Origin of the sequence: Mesorhizobium marinum, assembly GCF_040813675.1 — a bacterium.
Lineage (GTDB): Bacteria > Pseudomonadota > Alphaproteobacteria > Rhizobiales > Rhizobiaceae > Mesorhizobium_K > Mesorhizobium_K marinum.
Genome location: NZ_JBFOCI010000002.1, coordinates 584,525 through 608,559, shown reverse-complemented (window position 1 = coordinate 608,559; position 24,035 = coordinate 584,525). Strand labels below are relative to the sequence as shown.

23 protein-coding genes are annotated in these 24,035 nt (G+C 66.0%); 11 read left to right on the top strand and 12 right to left on the bottom strand.

All coding sequences use genetic code 11. The annotated features are described in order from the left end of the window. The first annotated feature begins 10 nt into the window (after positions 1-10). Together ABUE31_RS08510 and ABUE31_RS08505 are read left to right on the top strand one after the other, a co-directional pair. Positions 11-556, top strand: coding sequence for an SRPBCC family protein (locus ABUE31_RS08510; RefSeq protein WP_367723099.1), 546 nt, complete (start codon positions 11-13; stop codon positions 554-556). A 41-nt stretch (positions 557-597) separates the two neighbouring features. After that, positions 598-1,380: a creatininase family protein gene (locus ABUE31_RS08505; protein ID WP_367723098.1), complete on the top strand. Its 783-nt coding sequence runs from the start codon at positions 598-600 to the stop codon at positions 1,378-1,380. A 5-nt stretch (positions 1,381-1,385) separates the two neighbouring features. On the opposite strand, the gene ABUE31_RS08500 is transcribed toward ABUE31_RS08505, so the two are convergent. Further along, a complete protein-coding gene (locus ABUE31_RS08500) occupies positions 1,386-2,180 on the bottom strand; it encodes an IclR family transcriptional regulator (RefSeq protein WP_367723097.1) in 795 nt (264 codons plus the stop codon). Positions 2,181-2,335: 155 nt separating this feature from the next. Between ABUE31_RS08500 and ABUE31_RS08495 the strand changes: the two genes are divergently transcribed. From ABUE31_RS08495 to ABUE31_RS08460, 8 genes are all read left to right on the top strand, one after another. Then, on the top strand, positions 2,336-3,754 hold the full coding sequence (locus tag ABUE31_RS08495) for an amidase (RefSeq protein WP_367723096.1): 1,419 nt from the start codon (positions 2,336-2,338) through the stop codon (positions 3,752-3,754). 256 nt (positions 3,755-4,010) lie between these two features. Beyond that, a complete protein-coding gene (locus ABUE31_RS08490; RefSeq protein ID WP_367723095.1) occupies positions 4,011-4,880 on the top strand; it encodes an FAD binding domain-containing protein in 870 nt (289 codons plus the stop codon). 5 nt (positions 4,881-4,885) lie between these two features. Next, positions 4,886-5,419: a (2Fe-2S)-binding protein gene (locus ABUE31_RS08485; protein WP_367723094.1), complete on the top strand. Its 534-nt coding sequence runs from the start codon at positions 4,886-4,888 to the stop codon at positions 5,417-5,419. An 11-nt stretch (positions 5,420-5,430) separates the two neighbouring features. Continuing rightward, positions 5,431-7,818 (top strand): aerobic carbon-monoxide dehydrogenase large subunit, encoded by a 2,388-nt coding sequence (gene cutA / locus ABUE31_RS08480; protein ID WP_367723093.1) that lies wholly within the window; start codon positions 5,431-5,433, stop codon positions 7,816-7,818. Positions 7,819-7,915: 97 nt separating this feature from the next. Then, the gene (locus ABUE31_RS08475; protein WP_367723092.1) at positions 7,916-8,992 is read left to right on the top strand and encodes a BMP family ABC transporter substrate-binding protein; all 1,077 of its coding nucleotides are present in this window, start codon (positions 7,916-7,918) and stop codon (positions 8,990-8,992) included. Beyond that, a complete protein-coding gene (locus ABUE31_RS08470; RefSeq protein WP_367723091.1) occupies positions 8,989-10,548 on the top strand; it encodes an ABC transporter ATP-binding protein in 1,560 nt (519 codons plus the stop codon). Before ABUE31_RS08475 ends, ABUE31_RS08470 begins: the two co-directional genes overlap by 4 nt. Then, entirely contained in the window at positions 10,541-11,635 is a 1,095-nt protein-coding gene (locus ABUE31_RS08465; protein ID WP_367723090.1) for an ABC transporter permease, read from the top strand. Before ABUE31_RS08470 ends, ABUE31_RS08465 begins: the two co-directional genes overlap by 8 nt. Positions 11,636-11,644: 9 nt before the next feature. Next, positions 11,645-12,577 (top strand): ABC transporter permease, encoded by a 933-nt coding sequence (locus ABUE31_RS08460; protein ID WP_367723089.1) that lies wholly within the window; start codon positions 11,645-11,647, stop codon positions 12,575-12,577. A gap of 47 nt (positions 12,578-12,624) precedes the next feature. Here the strand turns inward: ABUE31_RS08460 and uxuA are convergent, their stop codons facing one another. From uxuA to uxaC, 10 genes are all read right to left on the bottom strand, one after another. After that, positions 12,625-13,803 carry a mannonate dehydratase gene (gene uxuA / locus ABUE31_RS08455; RefSeq protein WP_367723088.1) on the bottom strand — a complete coding sequence of 393 codons (1,179 nt, stop codon included), beginning with the start codon at positions 13,801-13,803 and terminating at the stop codon, positions 12,625-12,627. Beyond that, on the bottom strand, positions 13,800-15,278 hold the full coding sequence (locus ABUE31_RS08450; protein ID WP_367723087.1) for a mannitol dehydrogenase family protein: 1,479 nt from the start codon (positions 15,276-15,278) through the stop codon (positions 13,800-13,802). The genes uxuA and ABUE31_RS08450 overlap by 4 nt, the downstream gene beginning before the upstream one ends. 11 nt (positions 15,279-15,289) lie before the next feature. Then, complete coding sequence (locus ABUE31_RS08445) at positions 15,290-15,625, bottom strand: cupin domain-containing protein (protein ID WP_367723086.1); 336 nt, start codon at positions 15,623-15,625, stop codon at positions 15,290-15,292. 8 nt (positions 15,626-15,633) lie between these two features. Further along, positions 15,634-16,398 (bottom strand): 2-dehydro-3-deoxy-D-gluconate 5-dehydrogenase KduD, encoded by a 765-nt coding sequence (gene kduD, locus ABUE31_RS08440; protein WP_367723085.1) that lies wholly within the window; start codon positions 16,396-16,398, stop codon positions 15,634-15,636. After that, complete coding sequence (gene kduI / locus ABUE31_RS08435) at positions 16,395-17,240, bottom strand: 5-dehydro-4-deoxy-D-glucuronate isomerase (protein ID WP_367723084.1); 846 nt, start codon at positions 17,238-17,240, stop codon at positions 16,395-16,397. Before kduI ends, kduD begins: the two co-directional genes overlap by 4 nt. Positions 17,241-17,266: 26 nt before the next feature. Then, positions 17,267-18,040 (bottom strand): FadR/GntR family transcriptional regulator, encoded by a 774-nt coding sequence (locus ABUE31_RS08430; protein WP_367723082.1) that lies wholly within the window; start codon positions 18,038-18,040, stop codon positions 17,267-17,269. Between the two features lie 8 nt (positions 18,041-18,048). After that, on the bottom strand, positions 18,049-19,329 hold the full coding sequence (locus tag ABUE31_RS08425; RefSeq protein ID WP_367723081.1) for a TRAP transporter large permease: 1,281 nt from the start codon (positions 19,327-19,329) through the stop codon (positions 18,049-18,051). Positions 19,330-19,332: 3 nt separating this feature from the next. Then, positions 19,333-19,857 carry a TRAP transporter small permease gene (locus ABUE31_RS08420; protein WP_367723598.1) on the bottom strand — a complete coding sequence of 175 codons (525 nt, stop codon included), beginning with the start codon at positions 19,855-19,857 and terminating at the stop codon, positions 19,333-19,335. 131 nt (positions 19,858-19,988) lie between these two features. Next, the gene (locus ABUE31_RS08415) at positions 19,989-20,966 is read right to left on the bottom strand and encodes a TRAP transporter substrate-binding protein (protein ID WP_367723080.1); all 978 of its coding nucleotides are present in this window, start codon (positions 20,964-20,966) and stop codon (positions 19,989-19,991) included. Positions 20,967-21,003: 37 nt separating this feature from the next. Then, positions 21,004-22,413 (bottom strand): glucuronate isomerase, encoded by a 1,410-nt coding sequence (gene uxaC, locus ABUE31_RS08410; RefSeq protein WP_367723079.1) that lies wholly within the window; start codon positions 22,411-22,413, stop codon positions 21,004-21,006. Between the two features lie 130 nt (positions 22,414-22,543). Here uxaC and ABUE31_RS08405 point away from each other — a divergent pair, with 130 nt between their 5' ends. Next, complete coding sequence (locus tag ABUE31_RS08405) at positions 22,544-23,563, top strand: Gfo/Idh/MocA family protein (protein WP_367723078.1); 1,020 nt, start codon at positions 22,544-22,546, stop codon at positions 23,561-23,563. 27 nt (positions 23,564-23,590) lie between these two features. On the opposite strand, the gene msrB is transcribed toward ABUE31_RS08405, so the two are convergent. Further along, a complete protein-coding gene (gene msrB / locus ABUE31_RS08400) occupies positions 23,591-23,992 on the bottom strand; it encodes a peptide-methionine (R)-S-oxide reductase MsrB (RefSeq protein WP_367723077.1) in 402 nt (133 codons plus the stop codon). Between the last annotated feature and the right edge of the window lie 43 nt (positions 23,993-24,035).

Below are 24,035 nucleotides of genomic sequence, written 5' to 3'. Positions count from 1 at the left end.
AACGAGCGACATGCAGATCAAGCAATCCGTTCTCATCAACCGCCCGCGCGAGGAAGTCTGGCTTCTGTTCCAGGATATCCCCGCCATCGCCGGCTGCATGCCCGGCGCGGCGCTTACCCGCGACGACGGAGACGGTGCCTATGCAGGCACGGTCTCCATCAAGCTCGGGCCTTTCAAGGCGGCCTTCGAAGGCGAGGTCACACATGAACCGGACCCAGCTACCTTCTCCGGCAAGGCCGAGGGGCGGGGCGTCGACAAGAAGGGCGGCAGCCGTTCGCGCATGACAATGACCTATGCGCTCGCCGACAAGGGCGAAGCGACCGACCTTGCGCTCGACGCGGACATCCAGCTCAGCGGCCCGGTCGCGCAGTTCGGGCGGCCGGGCGTTGTGACCGAGACCGCGAAGCTTCTCATCCAGCAGTTCGTAGCCAACATCGAAGCGAAGCTCGGCGGCGATGATGCCGCGCCGGCATCGGTGAAGGAACTCAGTGCATTGAAACTCGGCGGCCAGGTGGTCGGCGCCTCGGTCAAGCGCTGGCTCGGCAAGGAAAGCTGACACCCACTTTACCGGCTCAGGAGGCGACCTTGGAAAACCGCATGTCATACATGACGCAGATGGAGATCGCCGACGCGATCGCCGCAGGGCGTCCCGTGATCGTCCCTACCGGCGCCACCGAGGCGCACGGCCCGCATATGCCGGTCGACACCGACACCCATCAGGCCGAGCACATCGCCATCAGGCTGGCCGAGCGGATCGGCGCGCTCGTCGCCCCGCCCGTCGCCTACGGCGTGTCGATGACCTTCGAACATTTCCCCGGGACGATATCGCTGTCCATCCCGACCTATCAGCTGATGCTGTTCGAGATCGGCGCAGCGCTGGTCAAGCAGGGCTTCAGGCACGTCATCCTGCTCAACGGCAACCGCCCGAGCGGCACGGCCAACGATCAGGTCGCGCGACACATGGTCGACCAGCTTGATACAGAGCACGACTTCAAGGTATCCGCCGTGAGCTACTGGGAGCCGGCGGCCGACAGGATCCATGCGATGCGGAAGTCCGTCGTTGGCGGCATGGGCCATGGCTGCGAGCTCGAGGCGTCGTTCCAGCTGGCGATCCGTCCGGAGCTGGTGAAGATGGAGAAGCTGAAGGGCGCCAAATACGGTCCCGTCGGCTGGGATCTCGTCGCGCCGACGAATCCGACCCGGACCTATGCGCGGCGACCGCGTCCGGAAGCCGGCCATGCGGCCATCTTCGGCGACCCGACGGTCGCCAGCGCCGAGATGGGCCACAAGTCGATCGAGATCATCGTCGACGTGCTGGAGGAGACGTTCACCAACCTGCAGGGATCCTATCAGGACCGACCGGGCAAGGCAGCGCGCTGACCCGGTCAGACCTGGCCGGGATGCCAGCCCAGCGACACCGAAAGCGTATGGGTCATCAGCAGCAGCGCTTCCTTGAGCTCGTCCATCAGCGCATGATCTCGGGCAACCTTCTTGAGGTAGACGAAGCAGACGCAGCCGACCAAGGCGCCCTTGGCGCCGAAGACCGGGGCGGCGATCGAGCCGGTGAAGGTCTGCACGTCGCCCTCGGTCTGCGCAAAACCTTCCGAGCGTACCTGCGCCAACCGTTCGCGCAACGCGTCCGGGTCCGCAATCGTCAGCGGCGTCAGCTGTTCGAGCGGCTTCGAGCAATAGGCGGACACGAACTCTGGCGATTCATAGGCAAGCAGAACCAGTCCCTTCGATCCCGCATGCAGCGGAATGTGGTAGCCGTACTGCGCCTTCGAAATCTCCTGAACCTGCCGCTTTTCGGCGTGGATCACCACGGAGAAGTCGCCGATCCGCTCGACGACCTGGACGTCGACGCCGCGTATGTCGCGGTCGCGGGCGAGATAGGAGATCGCCGTCGACAGCATCTTGTTGTTGGCGAGGTATGCGGAGCCGAGATGCCACATGCGCGGGCCGATCTCGTAGTGCGAGGTCTCCGTGTTCAGCATCAGAAACTGGGCCTTCTCCAGCTTCTTCACCGTCCGGTGCGCGGTCGCCCAAGGCAGTCCCATGTCGCGCATCACGTCGACCACGCGGCACGGCCTGGCCGCGATCAGGTCGAGCACGGCGAACGACCGCTCCAATCCCTGCTTGGCCTCGGTCGACCGCGCATCCAGCGCGGTCGGCTTCTGCAAGCCGGATTCCTCCGTGGCCGGATCAGGGGTCCGGCGCACCGTCCTCGTCGGTTTCCTCATGGCAAATCGTCTGATGTTTGCTCGTTATTCAGATACCGTATCCACTATTTCGATGATTTGCCAGCCTCGGCGGGCACAGGACGGGAGAGCGTAGGATGAGCGAACCGCTGTGGTCGCAGGATGCCGTCACCGTCGTAGACCTTCTACGCACACGCACGATCAGCCCGCAAGAGATGCTTGACGCCACCGAGCAGCGCGTCCGGGCGATCGATCCCCTTGTCAACGCATTGCCCACGCTTTGCTTTGACAGGGCCAGCGACCGACTTGCGCAACGGCCGGACTGGTCCGGAACCATGCTTGCCGGGCTGCCCGTCCCGATCAAGGATTCCTACCCGGTCGCCGGCGTCCGCACGACCTATGGGTCGCGCGTCTACCGGGACAACGTTGCCGATCGCTCCGATTTCATGGTCGAGGCGCTTGAAGCTTCCGGAGGCGTCGTCTTCGCCAAGTCGAACACGCCGGAGTTCGAAGCGGGTGCGAACACCTTCAACGATGTGTTCGGTCGCACGCTCAATCCCTGGGATACCCGGCTGTCGCCCGCCGGCTCCTCGGGCGGCTCGGCGGTCGCGGTCGCCACCGGCATGGCCGCCATCGCCCAGGGATCGGATTTCGCGTGCTCGCTGCGCTTTCCGGCGGCGTTCTGCGGCGTCGTCGGATTGCGGCCGACCCCGGGGCTGATACCGCAAGGTCCCGGAGGGGTTCATGGCCAGACGCTGTCGGTCATCGGTCCGCTTGCGCGCAGCGTCGCTGATGCCGGACTGGGTCTGGCGGCAATGGCCCGGTTCGACGCACGCGACCCGCTCTCGCGCCCGCTGCCGGAGATTGACTTCGCGGTCGCCGCCCGACAGCCGTTCCAGCCGGCGCGCATGGCATTCTCCGCCGATCTGGGGCTCGCCGAACTCGAACCCGAGATCCGCGACGTCGTCGCCGACGCGGCGGCGAGGCTTGCCCGCGCCGGCGCCACGGTGACGAACGAGGCGCCCGACCTCTCCGCAGCCGACAATGCGTTCCGCACGCTGCGGGCGCACCAGTTCGCGGCAGCGCGCGGCGAACTGCTCGCCGGGCCGGAGCGCGACCTGATCAAGCCCGAAGTGATCTGGAATATCGAGCAGGGCCTGGCGCTGACCAGCGCCGAGATTTCCCGGGCGACGCGCGAGCAGGCGCGCTGCCGCGCCAATCTGCTCGCCTTCCTCGATCGCGAAGAATTCCTGGTCAGCGCGACGGCGCCCGTGCCGCCCTACCCGGCGGAGGAACGCTATGTGTCGCGCATCGCCGGCCGCGATCTCGCAACCTATCTCGACTGGCTGATTCTCGGCTACGCGATCACCGTCACCGGATGTCCCGCGATCTCAATTCCGTGCGGCTTCACGCGATCGGGCTTGCCGGTGGGGCTGCAGATCATCGGCAAGCCCTGTTCCGAGGCCCGCCTTCTGTCCGTTGCCGCCTGGTGCGAAACGGTCCTCGGACGCCGGATGGCCCGTCCGATCGATCCGAAGGAAATGACCGGCCCGTGAGCGGCGGGCGCCATGCGGAAAGGCGCGAAGCGGTGCCAGGGTTGTCCCTCGTCGCTGCGCCGCAAAAACCCGGTTGACACCCCGCGCGGCTGAAACTTATAGTCAAAAAGTCGATATAATATCCACTATCAGGATAAGGCGACGGGGAACTGAGCAGGCTTGTCGGGCACGGCAGACTGCGGGAGATAAAGGCGCCCAGGCGTCGAATATCCCGCAACAAATGCGTCCGGCGATGCCCCGAGACGGGGGAAAATGGGTGAAACCACCGCTCTTCGACTATCTTGTCGCGCGGTCGTCGGATGAGGCGGTTCGCCTTCTCTCCGAACATCCCGGCGCGATGATCCTAGCGGGCGGCCAGAGCCTCATTCCGGCGATGAACTTCCGGCTGGCGTCGCCAGCGACGCTCATCGACATCAACCGCATCCCCGACCTCAGCAGCATCGACATCATCGATGGCAATGTGCGGGTCGGCGCCGCCGTCCGGCACCGCGATCTCGAGCAGAGCGACGCGGCTTTCGCAGCCAACCCGCTGCTGCGCGCGGCGCTCCACCACGTCGCCCACGTGCCGATCCGCAATCGCGGCACGACGGTCGGCAGCCTTTGCCACGCCGACGCCGCCGCCGAGATGCCCATGATCCTGCTGCTCAGCGGCGGCTGGGTGACGGCAGCCGGGCCGAGCGGCCGGCGCGAGATCGCCGCCGACGAGTTCTTCGAATTCCACATGACAACCTCCCGGGGCGAAGACGAGATGATCGTCAGCGCCACCTTCCCCGCCCTGCCGGCCGGAGCCGGCCACGCGTTCGCCGAGTTCGCCAGGCGCAAGGGGGACTATGCAATCGCCGCGGTCGGCGCGATCATCGAGCGCGGCGCGGACGGCAAGGTCTCGGCGGCGCGGCTCGCCGCCTGCGGCATCGCCTCGCGGCCGGTCCGGCTGCCCGACGTCGAGGCGGCGATCGTCGGAACGGCGCTCTCGGACGCCGACGTGGCGCTCGCCGGCGAGCGCGCGAAGGAAGCCGTGACGGCGCCCGACGATAACAACGCGACCACGGCATACCGCAAGCACCTGCTCGCCTCGCTCACCCGCCGCGTGGTTCGCGAGGCGGCCGACATGACACGGGAAGGCTGATTCCGATGAGTAGCCACGAGCATCTGGACCGCGCCCTTCCCGACACTTCGGCCGACCCTAGGGCCGAGGTGTCGCTGACGGTCAACGGCCACGCCGTGACGCGGGAAGTCAGCACCCGCATGCTGCTGTCGGACTTCCTGCGCCATGGCCTGCGCCTGACCGGCACGCATGTCGGCTGCGAGCATGGCGTTTGCGGCGCCTGCACGGTCATGATCGATGGACGGTCGGCGCGCTCCTGCCTCACGCTCGCGGTGCAGGCCGATGGCGCCGACGTCCGCACGATCGAGAGCGAAGCCAACGACGACGGATCGCTCAGTGCGCTTCAGCAGGCATTCCAGGAATGCCACGGCTTGCAATGCGGCTACTGCACGCCGGGCATGATCATGAACATCCGCTCGCATTTCGATTCCGGCGAGCCCCTGGACCTTTCCGACGCCGGCATCCGCGAACTCATCTCCGGCAACCTCTGCCGCTGCACCGGCTACGCCAACATCGTGAAGGCAGTTCGCCGCGCCGCCGAGCTGGCCGGCCGAGCCTGAAGGAGCGAGTGATGTCGACGCGTAAGTTCGGAGCACCCATCAAGCGCAACATCGATCCCCGGCTGCTGACCGGAAAGGGCGCTTTCACCGACGACATCAACCTGCCCGGCGCGCTGCATGCCGCCTTCCTGCGCAGTCCCTTCGCCCGCGCCAGGATCAAGGGCATCGACGTCAGCGCGGCCGAACAGGCGGCCGGCGTGGTGGCGGTCTATACCTGCGACAACATCGGCCACCTGGATATCGAGCTGCCTCTGCTCATCCCGCATCCGTCGATGACCGACGCGCGCACGCAACGCCCGCTGGCGCGCGACGACGTCTACTATGTCGGGCAGACCGTCGCGATGGTCGTCGCCGTCGACCGGTACGTCGCCGAAGACGCGGTCAACCTGATCGACGTCGACTACGAACCGCTCGAAGTCGAACTCGACCTAGAAAGCGCGGTCGGCGACGCCGCGCCGCTCGTTCATCCGACGCATCCCAACAACATCGCGGCCGACTTCACGCAGGTCTGCGGAAATCCCGAGGCGGCGTTCGCCGAGGCCGAGCACGTCACGCGCATCAAGATCCAGGTCGACCGCTCGACCGCCGCCGCCATGGAATGCCGCACCGTCGCGGCGCGCTACGATTCCGTACGGGGCGAACTCACCGTCTGGGACGGCACGCAGGCGCCGCTCGGCGTGCGCGGTGGCCTGGCGTCGATCTTCGGCTTCGACGAGGACAAGGTCCGGGTCATCGCACCGGACGTCGGCGGCGGCTTCGGCCAGAAGGTCATGTTCCCCTATCCCGACGAACTGCTGGTCCCGCACGCCGCGATCCAGCTCGGCCGGCCGGTCAAGTATATCGAGGATCGGCGCGAGAACTTCATCGGCTCCAACCAGGAGCGCACCCAGATCCACGAGATCGAGCTGTTCGCCAGGAAGAACGGCGAAGTGATCGCCCTGCGCGACAACTTCCTCCACGATACCGGCGCCTTCATTCCCTACGGCATCGCGGTGGCGCAGGTGGCTTCGACATCGATCGCCGGTCCCTATCGCATTCCCAACATCCACGTCCGCTTCCGTGCGGTGTACACGCCGACGGTCCCGGTCACGCCCTATCGCGGCTGCGGCCGGCCGCAATCCTGCTTCGCCATCGAGCGCGCGATGGACCAGCTTGCCGAGGAACTCGGCCTCGATCGTTTCGAGGTCCGCCGGCGCAACCTGATCCGCGATGAGGACTTCCCCTATACCCGCGAGGGGCTGCTGTTCGCCGACGGCCTGCGCGTCAAGCTCGACAGCGGACAGTATCACAAGGCGCTCGATATGGCCCGCGAAGCGATCGGTTGGGACGCGTTCGCCGCCGACCAGGCGGCAGCCCTGAAGGACGGCAAGGCGCTCGGTCTCGGCCTGGCCTACTATGTCGAAGGCACCGGGCTAGGTCCCTATGAAGGCGGCCACGTCAAGATCCATCCGATCACCGGCAAGGTCTACGTCAACACCGGCCTGACCTCGCAGGGTCAGGGCCACGACACCGTCTTCGCACAGATCGTTTCCGACCAGCTCGGCGTCGCGGTCGAGGACGTGATCGTCGTCGAAGGCGACACCGGCACCTTCGAATGGGGCGTCGCGACCTTCGCCAGCCGTGCTGCCGTCGTGTCCGGCAACGCCATCCACAAGACCGCGATGAAGGTGCGCGAGCAGACCATCAAGGCGGCGGCCAACATGCTGGAGGCCGACCCCGCCGACATCGAACTCAGGGACGGACATGCCGTCATTGCCGGCACCGACCGCAAGGTGTCGCTGGCAGCGATCGCCACGGCCACCAACCCGCTGCGCTACGCCTTCAACTCCGCGGCGCAGGCGGCAACGCAATTCGCCCCGGCCAGCCGGCACGACGGGCCACCGCTGATCGATGGGCAGCATCCCGGGCTCGAGGCGACCGACTACTTCAGCCCGGAGTGCGCGACCTGGGCCTATGGCGTCCACGCGGCCATCGTCGAGGTCGACCGCGACACCTGCAGCGTCGAGGTGAAGAAGTACGTCTGCATCCACGACTGCGGCAACATGATCAATCCCGTCATCGTCGACGGCCAGGTGATGGGCGGTTTCGCCCAGGGCATCGGCGGCGCACTCTACGAACGCATCGAGTACGACCGCGAAGGCAATCCGACGAACGCCAACTTCGTCGACTTCCTGATCCCCTACGCCACCGAAGTACCAAACATCGAGATCGCCCACCTCGAGACGCCGTCGCCGCTCAATCCGCTCGGCGTGAAGGGCGTTGGCGAGGCCGGTTGCATCGCTGTTGGAGCGACCCTGGCCTCCGGCATCGAGGACGCGCTGAAGCCGTTCGGCGGCGCCAAGTTCCATCAGACGCCGATCACGCCGAGCATGATCTTCGCCGCGATGTCAAACGCATGAACGAGGTTCCGATTCGAGTGGCCATCGGAACCGACAACAAGACGGGTTGGCTACGGGAACGAAAACAAGAGCAAACTCGAAGGAGCATGAAATGGGCATGACTCGAATCTCAACGCTGGCGTGGGGGCTGGCGCTATCGATTGTTCCGGCGGCTATCCACGCCGAGCCGTTCAAGCTGGAAGGTGATCCGAGCCCCGCGCTGATCATCTTCTCGCAGAAGAATGACGGCGGCTGGTCGCAGTCGCTCGACGAGGCGCGCGCCAAGGTCGAAAAGGAACTCGGCATCACCATTCCGGTGGTCGAGAACGTGCCGGAGAACGCCACCGCGATCCGACCGGCCGTCGAACTTTTCATCGACCGCGGCGCCAACATCATCCTGGGATCGGCGTTCGGCTATTCCGACACCTTCCTCGAACTCGCCAACCAGCATCCCAACGTCGCCTTCATCAATCCGGCAGGCACCACCAACGCCGCCAACCTGCAGTCGATCTATGGCCGCACCTATGAGAGCCAGTATCTGTGCGGAATGGCGGCGGGCGCCATCTCCAAGACCGGCAAGCTCGGCTTCGTCGCGGCCAATCCGTTCGGCCTGGTGAACTGGACCGTCAACGCCTATGCGCTCGGTGCGCAGAAGATGAACCCGGACGCCACCGTGACCGTCGTCTTTACCGGCGCCTGGAACGATCCTGTCAAGGAACGCGCCGCAGCCGAGGCTCTCATCGAGCAGGGCATCGACGTCATCGGCCAGCACGTGGATTCGCCGACTCCGCAGATCGTGGCGCAGGAGAAGGGCATCTACGGCACCGGCCACCACCGCGATCTCAGCGAGTTCAGCACCGCCACGCAGTGCTCCTCCGTCTGGGTGTGGGACAAGTACCTGACGCCCACCATCCAGAAGATCGCCGCCGGCGAGTGGGAACCCGGCCCCTACGGCGCATTCCTGAGCATCAAGGAAGGTGGTACGGATATCGCCTGCTGCGGCGACGCCGTTTCCGAAGAGGCCAAGAAGCAGATCATGGACGAGCGCCAGGCCATCATCGACGGCAAGCAGGTCTATGCCGGGCCACTGGCCGACCGCGATGGCAAGGAGCGCGTCAAGGCAGGCGAAGTCCTGTCGGATGGCGACCTGTGGGCGATGGACTGGTACGTCAAGGGCGTGATCAGCCAGCAATGAACGCGATCACGGGCCATATGCGGGAGACCGCCCGACATGGCCCGGATGGCGCCGATGTTCCGCCAGCCCTCGCGCTGGCGGCCATCTCCAAGACGTTCGGCGACTTTTCGGCGCTGAAAGGCGTGGATTTCGACCTGAAGCCGGGCGAAATCCACGCGCTTCTCGGCGAAAACGGAGCCGGCAAGTCCACCCTGATGAACGTCGTCGCCGGCATCTACACGCCGGACAGCGGCACGGTATCCGTTCATGGAAGGCCGGTCGCGATACGCGGGCCTTCCGACGCGCAGCAACTCGGCGTCGGCATGGTCCACCAGCACTACAAGCTGGTGAAACCGTTTACCGGCCTGGAAAACATCCTGATGGCCCATCCCGAGGGGTCGTACAGGCAGGCCCGCAAGCGCCTGCAGGCGATGACCAAGGACGCGCTCGACGGCATCGGCTTCGACGTCGATCTTAACCGTCCCGTCGAAAGCCTGTCGGTGTCGGAGCAGCAGCGCATCGAAATCCTCAAGGTCCTGGTCGCCGGCGCGAAGGTCATCATCCTCGACGAGCCGACCGCCGTTCTGACCGACGACGAGGCCGTCCGCCTGTTCACGGCCATCCGCAACCTCGCGCGCGAAGGTCATTCGGTCGTGCTGGTCACGCACAAGCTCGCCGAGGCGCTGACCTACGCGGACCGCATCACCGTGATGCGGGGCGGCCAGGTGGTGCGCAGCGTGCTGCCGTCCGAGGTCGGCGAGGCCGAACTCACGGCGCTCATCGTCGGCAGCACGATCGATGAACGCGAGCGGCGTAGCGGCAACGCCGGCAAGTCCGTGCTCAAGCTTCGCGCCGTGGAGCGCCGCGACGACCGGGGTCCGGGTCTGCGCAACCTGTCGTTCGAGGTCCGGTCGGGGGAGATTTACGGGATCGCCGGCGTCGGCGGCAATGGCCAGAGCGCGCTGGTCGAGATCGTGACAGGGCTTTCCCAGGTTGATTCAGGCAACATCTGGCTGGACGGCCATGACGACGTCACCAACCAGCCTTCAGAACGTATGCGCCGCTGCGGCATTGCGTGCATTCCCTCCGACCGCCAGTCCGATGCAATTGCGGGTGACCTTCCCGTCGCCGACAACTATGCGATCAACGGTGTCTTGGAAGGACGCTACGGTTCCGTCCTCAGGGTCGACCGCCGGCGCATCGACGCCGACACGCAGGACGCAGTCCGCCGCTTCGAGGTGATGGGCGTTCGCGGCTCGCACCAGAAGGCCGGTCTGCTTTCCGGCGGCAACGCACAGAAGCTTGTCATCGCCCGCGAGTTTTCGGGCACTCCCTCGCTGATCCTGGCGCATTCTCCCAGCCGCGGCCTCGACATACGGGCGTCCGCGGCCGTGCACGATCATTTGCGGGCCGCGCGCGACCGCGGCGCCGGCGTGATCCTGATCAGCGAGGACCTGGACGAGATTATGCTGCTGTCGGACCGGATCGGCGTGATGAGCCGCGGCAGCATTGTCGCCGAGTTCGAGACACCCGCCGACCGCCAGGCCATCGGAAAGGCGATGGTGGGCCATGGCTGACGCGTCCATTTCGGCGCCGACGCGCCGCAGCTTGTTCGGCCGGTTCAATCTGGAAGTGCGCGGCCACATGCCCATGGGCCAGCAGATGCTCGTCGTATCCGCGGGCATCCTGCTCGGCCTTCTCCTCTCTGCATTGCTGCTGATGGCCTATGGCGTCAAGCCGTCGGGCCTGCTGAACGAGTTCGTCGTCGCCATCTTCGGCAGCCAGCGCAACATCGCCTCGGTGCTCGCCTACGCAGCGCCCCTGACGATCGTCGGCCTTTCCGCCGCCCTCGCTTTCAAGGCCCGCTTCTGGAACATTGGCATCGAGGGGCAGGTCATATTCGGCGCCATCGGCGCGACGCTGGTCGCCAACTACGATATCGGCCCGCCTTCCCTTCGCCTCGTCCTGATGGCGCTTGCGGCCATCGGCGCCGGCATGCTCTGGATCGCGCTGCCGCTGTTCCTGAAGATCAGGCTTCACGTCAACGAGATCATCAGCACGCTTCTGATGAACTACATCGCGTTCAACCTGCTGCTGCATCTCCTGTACGGTCCGTGGAAGGACCCGCAGAGCGCCTTCCCCAACTCGAAACTGTTCGAGGACGTCGAGCGCCTGATGGCGATCGGCTGGCAGAACCTGAACCTGTCGCTGCCGATCGCGGTGGTCCTCGTCCTCCTCGCCGGGTGGCTGCTCGGCGTCAGCCGCTACGGCTTCCTGCTCAACTTCGTCTACGCCAACGCGCGCATGGCGCGCGCGCTCGGCGTCAAGATCGTCGGCCTGACCCTGCTTTTCGCGCTGGCGTCAGGCGCCCTGTCCGGCTTTGGCGGCTTCATCATCAGCACCGGAATCGAAAGCCGCCTCACCCAGTCGTTCTTCGTGGGATACGGCTTCTCAGGCATCCTGATCGCCTTCCTGGCGCGCAACAATCCGTTCGCCGTCGCCTTCTTCGCGCTCCTGATCTCGGTCCTGATGGTCGCTGGCCAGAGCCTGCAGGTCTTCTACCAGGTCCCCTTCGCGATGGTTCAACTCATCCAGGCGATCATCGTCATCTGCGTCGCCGCGTCGGAGTTTTTCATCCACTACCGGCTCAGGCTGCTGGAGTAGGCGCGCCCCATGGATTTCGTCGTCAACTGGCTCGCCAACGTTCCCGGCTTCGCCGTTCCCTTTGCGCTTGCCGCACTCGGCCTCATCATCTGCGAGAAGTCGGGCGTGCTCAATCTCGGCGCGGAAGGCTACATGCTGGTGGGGGCAATGGCCGGGGCCGGCGCCATGCTGTCGCTGCAGGTCCACCCCCTGCTGGCGCTCGTCATCGCGGCCCTCGCAGCCGGCACCCTTTCGCTGCTCTTTGCGCTGCTGGTGATCGCGCTTCGCGTCAACCAGGTGATATCGGGCCTGGTCATCGTCTTCTTCGCGCAGGGATTGACGGCCATGCTTGCCACCAGCAACGGCTGGACCAACCGCGCTTTCTCCGGACTCGGCGACCTGAACTTCGGGCCGCTGTCCTCCCTGCCCTTCGTGGGACGCATCCTGTTCCAGCAGGACCTCGTCGTATACCTGACGATCGTCATCTTCGCCGTGACCGTGCACGTGCTCTATGCGACGCACATCGGCATGCGCCTGCGCGCGGTCGGCGAAAATCCCGAAGCCGCCGACGCTGCCGGGATCCCTGTCGGCTGGTACCGCTTCGGCGCCGTTGTCGTCGGCTGCATGCTGATCGGGCTCGCCGGCGGCTACCTGACCGTAGCCGTCTCCAAGATCTGGGTCGACGGCATGTCGGGGGGGCGGGGCTGGATCGCCATCGCGCTGGTCATCTTCGCAAGATGGCAGCCCTGGCCGGCACTCGCCGGCGCGTTCCTCTTCGGCTGCATCGAGGCGCTGATACCCCGCATGGCCGCGATCGGCCTGCAGCTGCCGCAGTATTTTGTACTGATGCTGCCCTACATCGTCACGCTGGGCGTCATGGTCTGGAGCAGCCTTTCCGCCGGCCGCCGCAGCGGCCAGCCGGGAGCGCTCGGCCAACCCTTCGTCCGCGAGGAACGCCACTGACATCCGGCTGGCGACGGGCCCGGCAAAACGCCGGGCGTGCGTCGGCTTCAGGCTTTCAGCGTCTCGATGGTCCGCATGATGCCGCGCAGTTCGGCCAGGCCCTTCAGGCGGCCGATGCAGGAATAGCCGGGGTTCACCTTCTTGCCGATGTCGTCGACGATCGCGTGTCCGTGGTCGGGCCGCATCGGGATTTCCCAATCCGCCCTGCCCTCGTTTCTGCGCCGCTTCTCCTCGGCAAGCAGGGCATCGACCAGCGCGACCATGTCGGTGTCACCCTCCAGATGCTCCGCCTCGTGGAAGGAGCCGTCGGCTTCCTTGGTGACGTTGCGCAGATGCGCGAAATGGACGTGGGGACCGAAACGCCTCGCCATTGCCGGCAGGTCGTTGCGCGGGTTCGCGCCATAGGAGCCCGCGCAGAGGGTCAGCCCGTTGGACGGCGACGGCGCAGCCGCCAGCAGCGCCTGGACGTCGTCGGCGTCCTTGACCACGCGGGGCAGGCCGAACAGCGGGAACGGCGGATCGTCGGGGTGGATCGCCATCCTGACCCCTTCCTCCTCGGCAACCGGAACGATTTCGCGCAGGAAGGCGAACAGGTTCTCGCGAAAACCGTCGGCGGAGACGTCGCGATAAAGATCGAGAGCGCGGCGAAAGCTGTCACGGTCGAAGATGAACTCGCGCGCCGGAACCCAGCCTATGAGATTGGTCTCGAGGCGCGCCAAGTCGCTTTCGCTCATAGCAGCGAGACGCGCCGTGGCTGCCGCGATGCGCTCGGCCGGATGGTCCGCCTCGGCGCCATCCCGCTTGAGCACCAGCACGTCGTAGGCGCAAAAGTCGACCACGTCGAAACGCAACGCTGTGCCGCCGTGCCACATCGGATAGTCGAGATCGGTTCGCGTCCAGTCGGTGATCGCCATGAAATTGTAGCAGATCGTCTTGACGCCGGCCTTCGACAGGGCGCGGATCGACGCCTTGTAGTTGTCGAGCAGTTCGCGGTAGCGGCCGCTCCGCGTCTTCACGTCCTCATGCACGACGACGCTTTCCACCACCGACCATGTCAGCCCGGCCGCTTCGATCTCGGCCTTGCGGACAGCGATCGCATCGGCCGGCCAGGCCCGGCCGTCATTGAGTTCGTGCAAGGCTGTGACCACGCCGGTCGCGCCGGCCTGGCGCACATGGGAAAGCGAGACGGAATCGTTCGGACCGAACCAGCGCCAGGTCTGTTTCAAGCGGATTGTCCTCCGGTATCGAGTTGGGAGAGGGCAGCTGCGACGCCGTCTGTGCGCAGCATCGCCAGGTTGTCGGCGGCGAGCGCCTCCAGCGCCGGCCGCCACTTGCTGGCGCCGGCAAAGCCGGCGAGGTCGAACACGGCACCGACGGCCTCCGCCGCAGGCAGGTTTCGCTTGGCGATGCGGACGAGTGCGTCGTCGAGAGGATCGGTGAAGTGCTGGGCGGCGAGGCCAGATACGCGCAGTTCGCAGGCCCGCATCCAGGCGGCGACGGTCATCATCAGGTGATCCGCGCCGGCGCCGGCGTTCATCCGGTCGAGCGCCGTGGCCACGATGCGCTGCGGCAGCTTCTGGCTGCCGTCATTGGCGATCTGGGCGGTTCGGTGGGCGAGCGCCGTGTTGTCGAACCGGGTGGTCAGTGCTTCGACATAGCGCTTCGGATCGAGCCCGGAGGCGGTCGGCAGTGTCGGCGCGGCCTCGGCCCATTGCCCTTTGACGAAGCTGCGGATCGCCGGATCGCCGAACGATTTCGCGACCGTCTCGTGGCCCGAAAGCAGGCCAAGATAGGCGATCGCCGAATGAGCGCCGTTGAGCAGCCTCAGCTTCATGTCCTCGAAGGGACCGACGTCACGCACCATCTCGACCCCGAACGCTTCCCAGCCGGGCCGGCCGGAGGAGAAGTCGTCCTCGATGACCCATTGCGAAAAGGGTTCGGTCAGCACCGGCCAAGCGTCCTCGACGCCGAGTTCCAGCGAAATGCGCGCACGGTCCGCGTCGGTGGTCGCCGGCACGATGCGGTCGACCATGCTCGACGGACAGGAGATCTCGGCGACATGCTTCGCCAGTTCCGGGTCACGCAGGGCAGCGAATTCCCCGAGCAGCCGGTGCAGTGTCGCGCCGTTGGCCGGCAGGTTGTCGCAGGAGAGAACCGTGAACGGAGCGATACCGGCGGCGCGGCGCCGGGCCAGCGCCTCGACCAGGTAGCCGTGTGCCGTCCGCGGGTTTTCCGGGGTGTCGATGTCGGCGACGATCGCGGCATGCCCCGTGTCAAGGCCGCCAGCCGCATTGCGCAGATAGGCCTTCTCCGTGATCGTCAGCGTGACGATGCGGGTGCGTGGATCGCCCAGCACGTCCAGCAGTCCCGACGGGCTGCGCGGCGCCACCAGCACCGAACCGATAGAGCCTACGACGCGCAGCGTTTCGCGGTCGCCGCCGCGTGTGGCCAGGGTATAGAGGCCGTCCTGCGGGCCAAGCGCATCATGCGTGGACGCACTCTGGAGCGAGGCTCCGACGATACCCCATTCGCGCTCGCCCGCGGCAAGGCAATCGTCGACATAGACGGCCTGGTGCGCGCGATGGAACGCGCCCACGCCGAGATGCACGATGCCGGGAGTCACGGCGGCGCGGTCGTAGCACGGCACCGCCACCGACGACGGCAGTGCAGCCAGTGTTTTGTCGGACAGGCGTTTGGACATGCTGGCGGATACTACAGGAAATCGGCGCGGCAGGGCGTGAATGTGTCGACCAGCCGGCCGGCCTCCAGAGCCTTGACGCCATGAACGAGACCGGAGGGCACGATAAATGCGCCGCCGGCCTCGACGATGGCGGTCCTGCCGTCGATCGTCACCTCGAACCGCCCTTCCGCGACATAGCTCGACTGGACATGCGGGTGCGAATGAGCGGCGCCGATCCCGCCCTTCTCGAAACCGAACTCGACCATCATCAGTTCTTCGGTATGCAGCACCACGCGCCGACGGTTGCCGTCGGGCGTCGGCGTCCACTGCTTTGCGTCCGGCTGCGAGAAGAGCTTTTCGTCGGTCATGCGTCTTCCTATCGCGCCAGCCATCCGCCGTCGACCGGCACAACGGCTCCGTGCATGTAGGCGGACGCCGGCGCCAGGAGGAAGACAGCGACGTCGCCGATGTCCTCCGGCCTGCCCCAGCGCCCGGCGGGAATGCGGCCAAGAATCGCGGCGCTGCGGTCGGGATCGTTGCGCAGCGCCTCCGTGTTGTTGGTGACCACGTAGCCGGGAGCGATGGCGTTGACGTTGACGCCCTTGGCAGCCCATTCGCAGGCGAGCGCCCGGGTCACGCCGAGCGCGCCATGCTTGGACGCCGTGTAGGACGCGACGCGGATACCACCCTGAAACGACAGCACCGAGGCTATGTTGACGATTCGTCCCTCCCGGCCCGCCGCAAGCGCCCTGCGGGCGAATGACTGGCACAGGAAGAAGAGCGACCTCAGGTTGACGTCCATGACGTCGTCCCAGTCCTCTTGCGAGAACTCGACGGCGTCGGCGCGGCGTATGATGCCGGCGTTGTTGACCAGCCCGTCAATCGTTCCTGACATGTCCCATACGGTATCGAACATTGCCGTGGCCGCGTGGGGATCGCCGAGATCGCATATGACCGGCAAGAAGGTCGCGCCCTGCGCCGCAACCAGCGCCGCCGTGTCCTCCATCGAGGAGCGTCCGACACCGACCACATCTCCGCCGGCGCGGGCGACCGCGACACAGATGCCCTGGCCGATGCCGGTGTTGGCACCGGTGACGACGATGCGCTTGCCCGAGAGGCTGAATGCCGACAGGTCGGTCACCGCAGGCTGTCCAGCGGCACGGCGTCCATGTCGGTGTAGTCGATATTGTCGCCGGCCATTGCCCAGATGAACGCATAGTTGGACGTGCCGGCCCCGGAATGGATCGACCAGGGAGGCGAAAGGGCGACTTCCTCGTTGGCCATCACCAGGTGCCGCGTCTCGTCGGGCTCCCCGAGAAAGTGGAAGACACGCGCGGTTTCGGGCAGGTCGAAATAGAGGTAGGCCTCCATGCGCCTGTCGTGCACGTGGCACGGCATGGTGTTCCACACCGACCCCTCGGCAAGCTGCGTCATGCCGACGACCAGCTGGCAGGTCTTGACGCCCTCCGGGTGGATGAACTGGAAGATCGAGCGTTCGTTGGATGTCTTCCTGTCGCCGAGCTCGAGCCGCTTCGCATCGCCGATGCGGATGACCCCGGTCGGGTGCGCGTGATGCGCGGGAGCGCTGAGCAGGTAGAACCTGGCCGGGGAATCAGGGACGGCCGAGGAGAAGCCGACCGTTTCCGTTCCCATCCCGACATAGATCATGTCGCGCGTGCCCAGCGCATGGTCGGCGCCGTCGACGCGCACCGTTCCGGGCCCGCCGATGTTGACGGCGACCAGTTCGCGGCGGTCGAGGAAGTTTGCCGTGCCCGTCGGCTTTATCGCGGCAAGGTCCAGCCTGTCGCCAACCGGCATCGCGCCGCCCACGATCATTCGGTCATAATGCGTGTAGGTCAGGCTGATCCGTCCCGGCTGGAACAGGCCGCCGATGTGGAAGTGGCTGCGCAGCTCGTCGGTGGCCATGGCTGCGGCGGCCTGTGGGTCGATGGCGTAGCGTGACGTATAGTCGAGATGGCTCATGGTGTGGCGTTCCGTCCTTCGAGCGTTCAGCCGGCGCGCGTCTTGCCGGCACTGGCCAGGTAGTCGGCCTGCTGTCCGCGCAGGCGGCGGCGATAGCGCTCCTGGCTGGCGGAGAGATGCGCCCGCATCGCGTCGCGCGCGGCCTCGGGGTCGCTGGCCGAGATGGCGTTGAGGATGACGAGGTGTTCGCGCTGCAGCCCTTCCTGATAGTCGCGGGTCAGCACGCTGTCGGTGCCCCATGGCGATGTGATGTCGCAGGGGATGGTGCGCGCGCCCAAGGCGTCGAGCACCTCGACATAGAAGGGGTTGTTGGTCGCTGCGGCGATCGCCCGATGGAACGCGAAGTCGGTCTTTCCGGTTGCCTCCTCGAGCGCCAGCAGCCGCTCGAAATCGAAGAACGCCTCCTGGATCTCCGCTTCCTGGGCGCTGTTGCGCCTGAGCGCGGCAAGCCCGGCGCTTTCGATCTCGATGCCCATGCGGACCTCGAGAACGTTGATCGCCTGCGACAGCTTGTTGCCGACTTCGAGGCTGATCGATCCGAAAGCCAGCGTCGGGTGATCGCGCACGAACACGCCTGCACCCTGCCGCGGCTCGACGAGGCCGTCGGCGGCGAGGGTCGCCATGGCCTCGCGGATGACCGTGCGGCTGACGCCGAATGTCTCGGTCAGCTGGTTCTCGGTCGGAAGCTTGCGGCCGGGCGCGATCTCGCCGGACAGAACCTGGCTCCTGAGCGCCGCCACGACGCGTTCGGAGAGCTTCGGCCGGCGTTCGGTGCGGGGATCCGCGATTGGTCCGGACATATCCATTCCTACCTGAACAGTTCCGGGAGCCAGAGCGACAGCGCGGGGACATAGGTGACAAGTCCCAGCACAGCGAGGCCGGCCCCGTAGAAGGGCCAGATCGACCGCATCGCTTCCCAGACGGTTATCCTGCCGACGGCGCAGGCGACGAACTGCACCGCGCCGACCGGCGGCGTGTTGAGGCCTATACCCAGATTGAGGATCAGGATCACGCCGAAATGCACGGGATCGACGCCATAGTGCATGGCGACAGGGAGGAAGATCGGCGTCGCGATGATGATCGTCGGCCCCATGTCCATGAAGGTGCCGAGCAACAGCAGGATCACGTTGATGAGGAGGAGGATGACGATCGGGTTCTCCGAGACGGCGCCCATCCAGGCGATGAGCTGCGCCGGTATGCGCAGGTAGGCCATCAGCCAGGCGAAGGAGGCCGCCGTGCCGATGATCAGAAGGACCATCGCCGTCGTGCGCACCGCGCCAAGCGTGGCGCGGACGAAGTTGCGCCATCCGAGCGACCGGTAGACGAACAGGGTGACGAGGATCGCGTAGAACACCGCGATGCACGAGCTTTCGGTGGCCGTGAAGACGCCGGAACGCACCCCGCCGAAAATGATGCCGATCAGCAGCAGGCCGGGCAGCGAGATCAGAAGATAACTGCCTACCGTCGCGAAACCCGGAAACGCCTCGGTCGGATAGCCGCGGCTCCGCGCGACGAAGTAGGCAGCCACCATCAGCGAGGCCGCGAGCAGCAGACCGGGTATGATGCCGGCCGTGAAGAGGTCGGCGATGGAGATCTTTCCGCCAGCCGAAATGGAGTAGATAATCATGTTGTGCGACGGCGGCAGCAGAAGCGCGATCAGAGCGGCCATCGAGGTGACGTTGACCGCATAGTCGGCGCCGTAGCCGCGCATCTTCATCTGCGGGATCATCAGCCCGCCGACCGCGGCCGCCTCCGCGACCGCCGAGCCGGAAATGCCCCCGAACAGCGTCGATGCCGCGATGTTGACCTGGCCCAGGCCGCCGCGCAGGTGGCCGACCAGCGAGCCCGCGAAGGCGACGATCCGCTGGGCGATGCCGCCGCGCACCATCAGGTCGCCGGCATAGATGAAGAACGGGATGGCGAGCAGCGTGAACACGCTCATGCCGGAGTTCATCTGCTGGAAGATGACCAGCGGCGGCAGCCCCATGTAGAGGATCGTTGCGAAGCTGGCGGCCCCGAGACAGAACGCGATCGGCGTGCCGATCAGCATCAGCAGGGTGAACACGCCGAAGAGGACGAGGGCGGCCACGGCTCAGACCTCCTTCGGCTGGTCGAGGTCGAGCGCCTCGTCGAGATGCGGATCGACGTCGACATCGTGGCCCGCAAAGCGCAGGGCCAGACGTTCCAGCGAGAAAAGCGCGACGAGGAAGCCGCCGCAGACGAGCGGCACGTAGCGCAGGCCCTCGGGGATGCCGAGCGCCGGCATGGTCGCCGCCCATGACAGCCTGACGAGCTGCGTTCCGTAGTAGATCATGCCGATCGAGAAGCCGAGGACGACGATGTCGGAAACGGATCGCAGATACTTCTTGCCACCCTTCGGCAACGCATAGAGCAGGACGTCGAACCCGAGGTGATAGTTCTCGCGCACGCCGACCGCGGCTCCGAGAAAGATGAACCAGCTCATCAGCATGACCGCCGTGACTTCGGTCCAGGTGTTGGTCCAGTTGAGGATGTACCGGACGAAGACCTGCCAGAAGACGATGACGGTCATCACCACGAGGCCCGCGCCGGCGATGTAGAGCGCCCAGTCGCAGAGCAGGGTCAGGAACCGTACCATCGGTCCACGCGGCGGGGCGGCCGCGTCGCGTGCATTGCCGGTTGTGTCGGGCTCGGCCATATCGGTTCAGGTCCGTTTTCGAAGATCGGTCGTCGCGGACCGGGGCCGGCGTGGCCCCGGTCCGCCAGTGGTCACTGCGTTTCCTGAATACGCTTCACCAGGTCCTGCAGCTTGGCGTCCGTCACATGCTTCTCGTAGACGGGCTTCATCGCGTCGATGAAGGGCTGCTTGTCGACCTCGGTGATCTTCGATCCCGACGCGACGACCTTGTCGCGGGATTCCTGCACCTTGGCGTCCCACAGTTCGTACTGCTTGGCGACGCTGTCCTTGGCGGCCTGCCTGAAGATCGCCTGGTCCTCGGGCGTCAGCTTGTCCCAGGCAACCTTGGACATCACGAAGACTTCCGGAACGATCAGGTGCTCGTCCATCACGTAGTTCTTTGCCACCTCGGCATGCTTGGCCGTGTCGTAGCTCGGGAAGTTGTTCTCGGCGCCGTCGATGACGCCCGTTTCGATGCCGGAATAGACTTCGCCGTAGGGCATCGGCGTTGCGCTCGCGCCGAGGGCGGCCACCATGTCGACGAAGATGTCCGACTGCATGACGCGGAACTTCATGCCGCTGAGATCGTCCTTCGAGTTGATCTCCTTCTTGGAATTGTAGAAGGACCGCGCACCGCCGTCGTAGAAGGCGAGGCCGACCACGCCGAACGGCTCGAACGCGGCCAGGATCTCGTCGCCGATCGGCCCGTTCATGACCTTGCGGGCATGGTCGACCGAGCGGAAGATGTAGGGCAGCGACGGTACCTTGGTTTCCGGAATCAGGCCGTTCCAGGGGCCGAGCGAGGTGCGGTTTAGGTCGATCACGCCGGCGCGGACCTGCTCCACCGTGTCAGCCTCCTGGCCAAGCTGGGCGCCGAAATAGACCTCGACCTCATAGCGGCCGTTGGTGCGCTCCTTCACCAGGTCGCCGAAGTACTTCACGGCCTCGACGGTCGGATAACCGTCGGGATGCGTGTCGGATGAACGCAACACCGTCTGGGCGTGCGCCGTCCCGACCAGCAACGCCGCGACGGCGAGCGTTGCCCCCGCCAGTTTCTTGAAATGCAGCATGATCACCTCCCGTTTGCATGTCGGGCGCTATCGCCCACTAGAGCCGGTACGCCTTCTTCGCCAGCGTATAGGCCAGTTCATGCGCAAGCTCGTGCGCCTCGTCCTCCCGCAATCGGTGCTGGGCGACGAGGCCTGCGAGAAATGCGCAATCGACCCGGCGCGCCACGTCGTGGCGAGCCGGTATGGATGGAAAGGCACGTGTGTCGTCGTTGAACCCGACGGTGTTGTAGAAGCCGGCGGTTTCGGTCGTCATCTCGCGGAAGCGCCGCATGCCTTCCGGGCTGTCGTGGAACCACCAGGCCGGGCCGAGCTTCAGCGCCGGATAGACGCCGGCGAGCGGGGCCAGTTCGCGCGCGTAGCTGGTCTCGTCCAGCGTGAAGACGATGACGGAAAGCGATGGCTCGACGCCGACCGCGTCGAGCAGCGGCTTCAGCGCCGCCACATAGTCCGTCCGCGTCGGTATGTCGAAACCCTTGTCGCGTCCGAAACGCTGCATCACGGCCGGCGAATGATTGCGCCAAGAGCCCGGATGAACCTGCAGGACCAGCCCGTCGTCGAGGCTCATCCTGGCCATTTCCGTCAGCATCTGCGCGCGGAACAGGCGATGGTCGCCGGGGTCCCCGGCGCCGCGCCGGATGCGGTCGAAAAGCGTCGCCGCCTCGCCGTTCGCCAGGTTCGCCGTCTCCGCCGTCGGGTGTCCGTGATCGCTTGAAGTGGCGCCGAACGACCTGAAATAGGCGCGCCGCTTGCGATGCGCATCGAGATACCCCGCCCACTGTCCCGTGTCGCAACCGGTAATTTCGCCGAGCGTGTCGAGGTTGGCGTCGAACCCCTCGAAGTCCGGGTCGATCACCGCATCCGGCCGGTAGGCGGTGACGACGCGTCCGTCCCAGCCGCTCTGGCGGATCGCCTCGTGCCACTTCAGGTCGTCAAGCGCTCCCTCCGTGGTGGCGATCACCTCGATGTTGAAGCGCTTGAACAGAGCGCGCGGCCGAAAGGCGTCCGTAGCAAGCATGGCCGCGATGGCGTCGTAGTGCGCGTCCGCGGTCGCCGCCGAGAGAGGCTCGTGCAGTCCGAACAGGTTCTGCAGCGTATAGTCGAACCACAGTCGCGTCGGTGTGCCGCGAAAAAGGAAATAGCGCTCGGCAAAGCGCCGCCAGATGGCGCGGCCGTCGGTCTCGACAGGCGAACCGTCGAGCGTGGGCACGCCGAGATCCTCCAGTCGGACGCCCTGGCTGAACAGCATGCGAAAGATGTAGTGGTCCGGCACGATCAGGAGCCCGGCCGGATCGGGAAAGGGCTCGTCCAGCGCATACCAGCGCGGATCGGTGTGGCCATGCGGGCTGACGATCGGCAGGTCCCTGACGGCAGCATGGAGGTCGCGCGCAATGGCGCGCGTGCCAGCATCGGCAGGGAACAAAAGGTCCTCCGCGATCAGCGCACCCATGCTTCCAGCCTTCCTCCCTCGCCCGGATGCACAACCGTAGGAGGCGGCCTGCCCCGATGTCAACATACAAAAATCGTGATGTTGTATGATGACTTGTGGCTCGCTATCCTGAGTTCATGGGAGGACCAGAATGACAACCAGGATCGGGATCGTCGGCCTCGGCATGGCAGCCGGTCCGCATGCGAAAAGCCTCCGGGATCTGGATGGCACGGTCGAGGTCGCAGCCGCATTCAGCCCGAGCATCGAGCGCCGGCAGGCATTCGCCGCGACCTACGGATTTCCAGTCGTCGACAGCCTGGACGCCGTGTTCGACGATCCGGCGATCACCGCCGTCCTGCTACTGACGCCCCCCAGCACGCATCTCGACCTCGTCCGCCGGGCCGCCGCTACCGGCAAGCATGTGCTGCTCGAAAAGCCGCTGGAGGTGAGCTTCGAGCGGGCCGTTGAACTCGTCGACGTGGCGGAGCGGGCAAATATCCGGCTCGGCATTGTCCTGCAGCACCGGTTCCGGCCGGTCAGCATCGCGCTGCGCAAGTTGATCCGCGAGGGTCGGCTTGGCGCCATCGTCAGCGCATCGGCGCGGCTCTACAACTGGCGGCCGCAAAGCTACTACGACCAGCCAGGCCGCGGCACCCGCGCGCGCGATGGTGGCGGGGTGTTGCTCACGCAGGCGATCCACACACTGGACCTGATGATCTCGCTGGCCGGCTTGCCGGAAGAAGTCGCAGCCTATGCCGCGACCACCCCCGTGCACCGGATGGAGACCGAGGACATGGCCATGGCGGCCGCAAAATTCGCCAATGGCGCGATCGGGACGATCAGCGCAACCACCTCGGCCTATCCAGGCATTCCCGATGCGGTCGACATCATCGGCACCAACGGCATGGCGCGTATCGAAGGCTCCAGGATGATCGCGCATTTCCACGACGGCAGTGAGGAAACCATCGACGACGGCGCCATCGGTGGCGGCGCCGGCGCGGACCCGATGGCCTTTCCCCACCATCACCATCGCGCTGTCATTGAAGATTTCATCGAGGCGATCGACGAGGCGCGCGCGCCGGCCGTCAGCGGCAGCGAAGCGCTGAAGGTTCACCGCCTGATCGACGCGATCCTGCGATCGGCGGAAACCGGCGAGCGGGCGGCCGTCTGAACCTCGCCGGAAAAGCCGGCGCTCGGCTCAGCCAGGCTGGAAATTCAGGGCGACGCCATTGATGCAATAGCGCAGATAGGTCGGCGGCGGGCCGTCCTCGAAGACGTGTCCGAGATGGCTGCCGCAGCGCGAGCAGTGGACCTCGGTGCGAACCATGCCGTATCCGCGGTCGACCGTCGTCTCGACGGCCCCGGGGACCGGGTCGTTGAAACTCGGCCAGCCGGTCCCGCTCTCGAACTTGAGCCCGGAGGCGAACAGCGGCTGGTCGCAGCCGGCGCAACTGAAGGTCCCGGCCCGCTTTTCATGAAGCAGGGCGCAACTCCCCGGCCGTTCGGTGCCATGGTTGCGCATAACCTGATACTGCTCGGGGGTGAGCTTCTCGCGCCACTCGGCGTCGGTGCGGGTCACGGGATAGGTCTTGGCATCCATGGCGGCTTCCTTGCGATCTGCGTTGGGCCCGTTCCCAATGTAG

Excerpts from the sequence above, each read along its gene's own strand:
- ABUE31_RS08510 (WP_367723099.1), top strand. The coding sequence starts at position 11 with ATGCAGATCAAGCAATCCGTTCTCATCAACCGCCCGCGCGAGGAAGTC.
- ABUE31_RS08505 (WP_367723098.1), top strand. The coding sequence starts at position 598 with ATGTCATACATGACGCAGATGGAGATCGCCGACGCGATCGCCGCAGGG.
- ABUE31_RS08495 (WP_367723096.1), top strand. The coding sequence starts at position 2,336 with ATGAGCGAACCGCTGTGGTCGCAGGATGCCGTCACCGTCGTAGACCTT.
- ABUE31_RS08485 (WP_367723094.1), top strand. The coding sequence starts at position 4,886 with ATGAGTAGCCACGAGCATCTGGACCGCGCCCTTCCCGACACTTCGGCC.
- cutA (WP_367723093.1), top strand. The coding sequence starts at position 5,431 with ATGTCGACGCGTAAGTTCGGAGCACCCATCAAGCGCAACATCGATCCC.
- ABUE31_RS08475 (WP_367723092.1), top strand. The coding sequence starts at position 7,916 with ATGACTCGAATCTCAACGCTGGCGTGGGGGCTGGCGCTATCGATTGTT.
- ABUE31_RS08470 (WP_367723091.1), top strand. The coding sequence starts at position 8,989 with ATGAACGCGATCACGGGCCATATGCGGGAGACCGCCCGACATGGCCCG.
- ABUE31_RS08465 (WP_367723090.1), top strand. The coding sequence starts at position 10,541 with ATGGCTGACGCGTCCATTTCGGCGCCGACGCGCCGCAGCTTGTTCGGC.
- ABUE31_RS08460 (WP_367723089.1), top strand. The coding sequence starts at position 11,645 with ATGGATTTCGTCGTCAACTGGCTCGCCAACGTTCCCGGCTTCGCCGTT.
- ABUE31_RS08450 (WP_367723087.1), bottom strand. The coding sequence starts at position 15,278 with ATGTCCAAACGCCTGTCCGACAAAACACTGGCTGCACTGCCGTCGTCG.
- ABUE31_RS08445 (WP_367723086.1), bottom strand. The coding sequence starts at position 15,625 with ATGACCGACGAAAAGCTCTTCTCGCAGCCGGACGCAAAGCAGTGGACG.
- kduI (WP_367723084.1), bottom strand. The coding sequence starts at position 17,240 with ATGAGCCATCTCGACTATACGTCACGCTACGCCATCGACCCACAGGCC.
- ABUE31_RS08430 (WP_367723082.1), bottom strand. The coding sequence starts at position 18,040 with ATGTCCGGACCAATCGCGGATCCCCGCACCGAACGCCGGCCGAAGCTC.
- ABUE31_RS08420 (WP_367723598.1), bottom strand. The coding sequence starts at position 19,857 with ATGGTACGGTTCCTGACCCTGCTCTGCGACTGGGCGCTCTACATCGCC.
- ABUE31_RS08415 (WP_367723080.1), bottom strand. The coding sequence starts at position 20,966 with ATGCTGCATTTCAAGAAACTGGCGGGGGCAACGCTCGCCGTCGCGGCG.
- uxaC (WP_367723079.1), bottom strand. The coding sequence starts at position 22,413 with ATGGGTGCGCTGATCGCGGAGGACCTTTTGTTCCCTGCCGATGCTGGC.
- ABUE31_RS08405 (WP_367723078.1), top strand. The coding sequence starts at position 22,544 with ATGACAACCAGGATCGGGATCGTCGGCCTCGGCATGGCAGCCGGTCCG.
- msrB (WP_367723077.1), bottom strand. The coding sequence starts at position 23,992 with ATGGATGCCAAGACCTATCCCGTGACCCGCACCGACGCCGAGTGGCGC.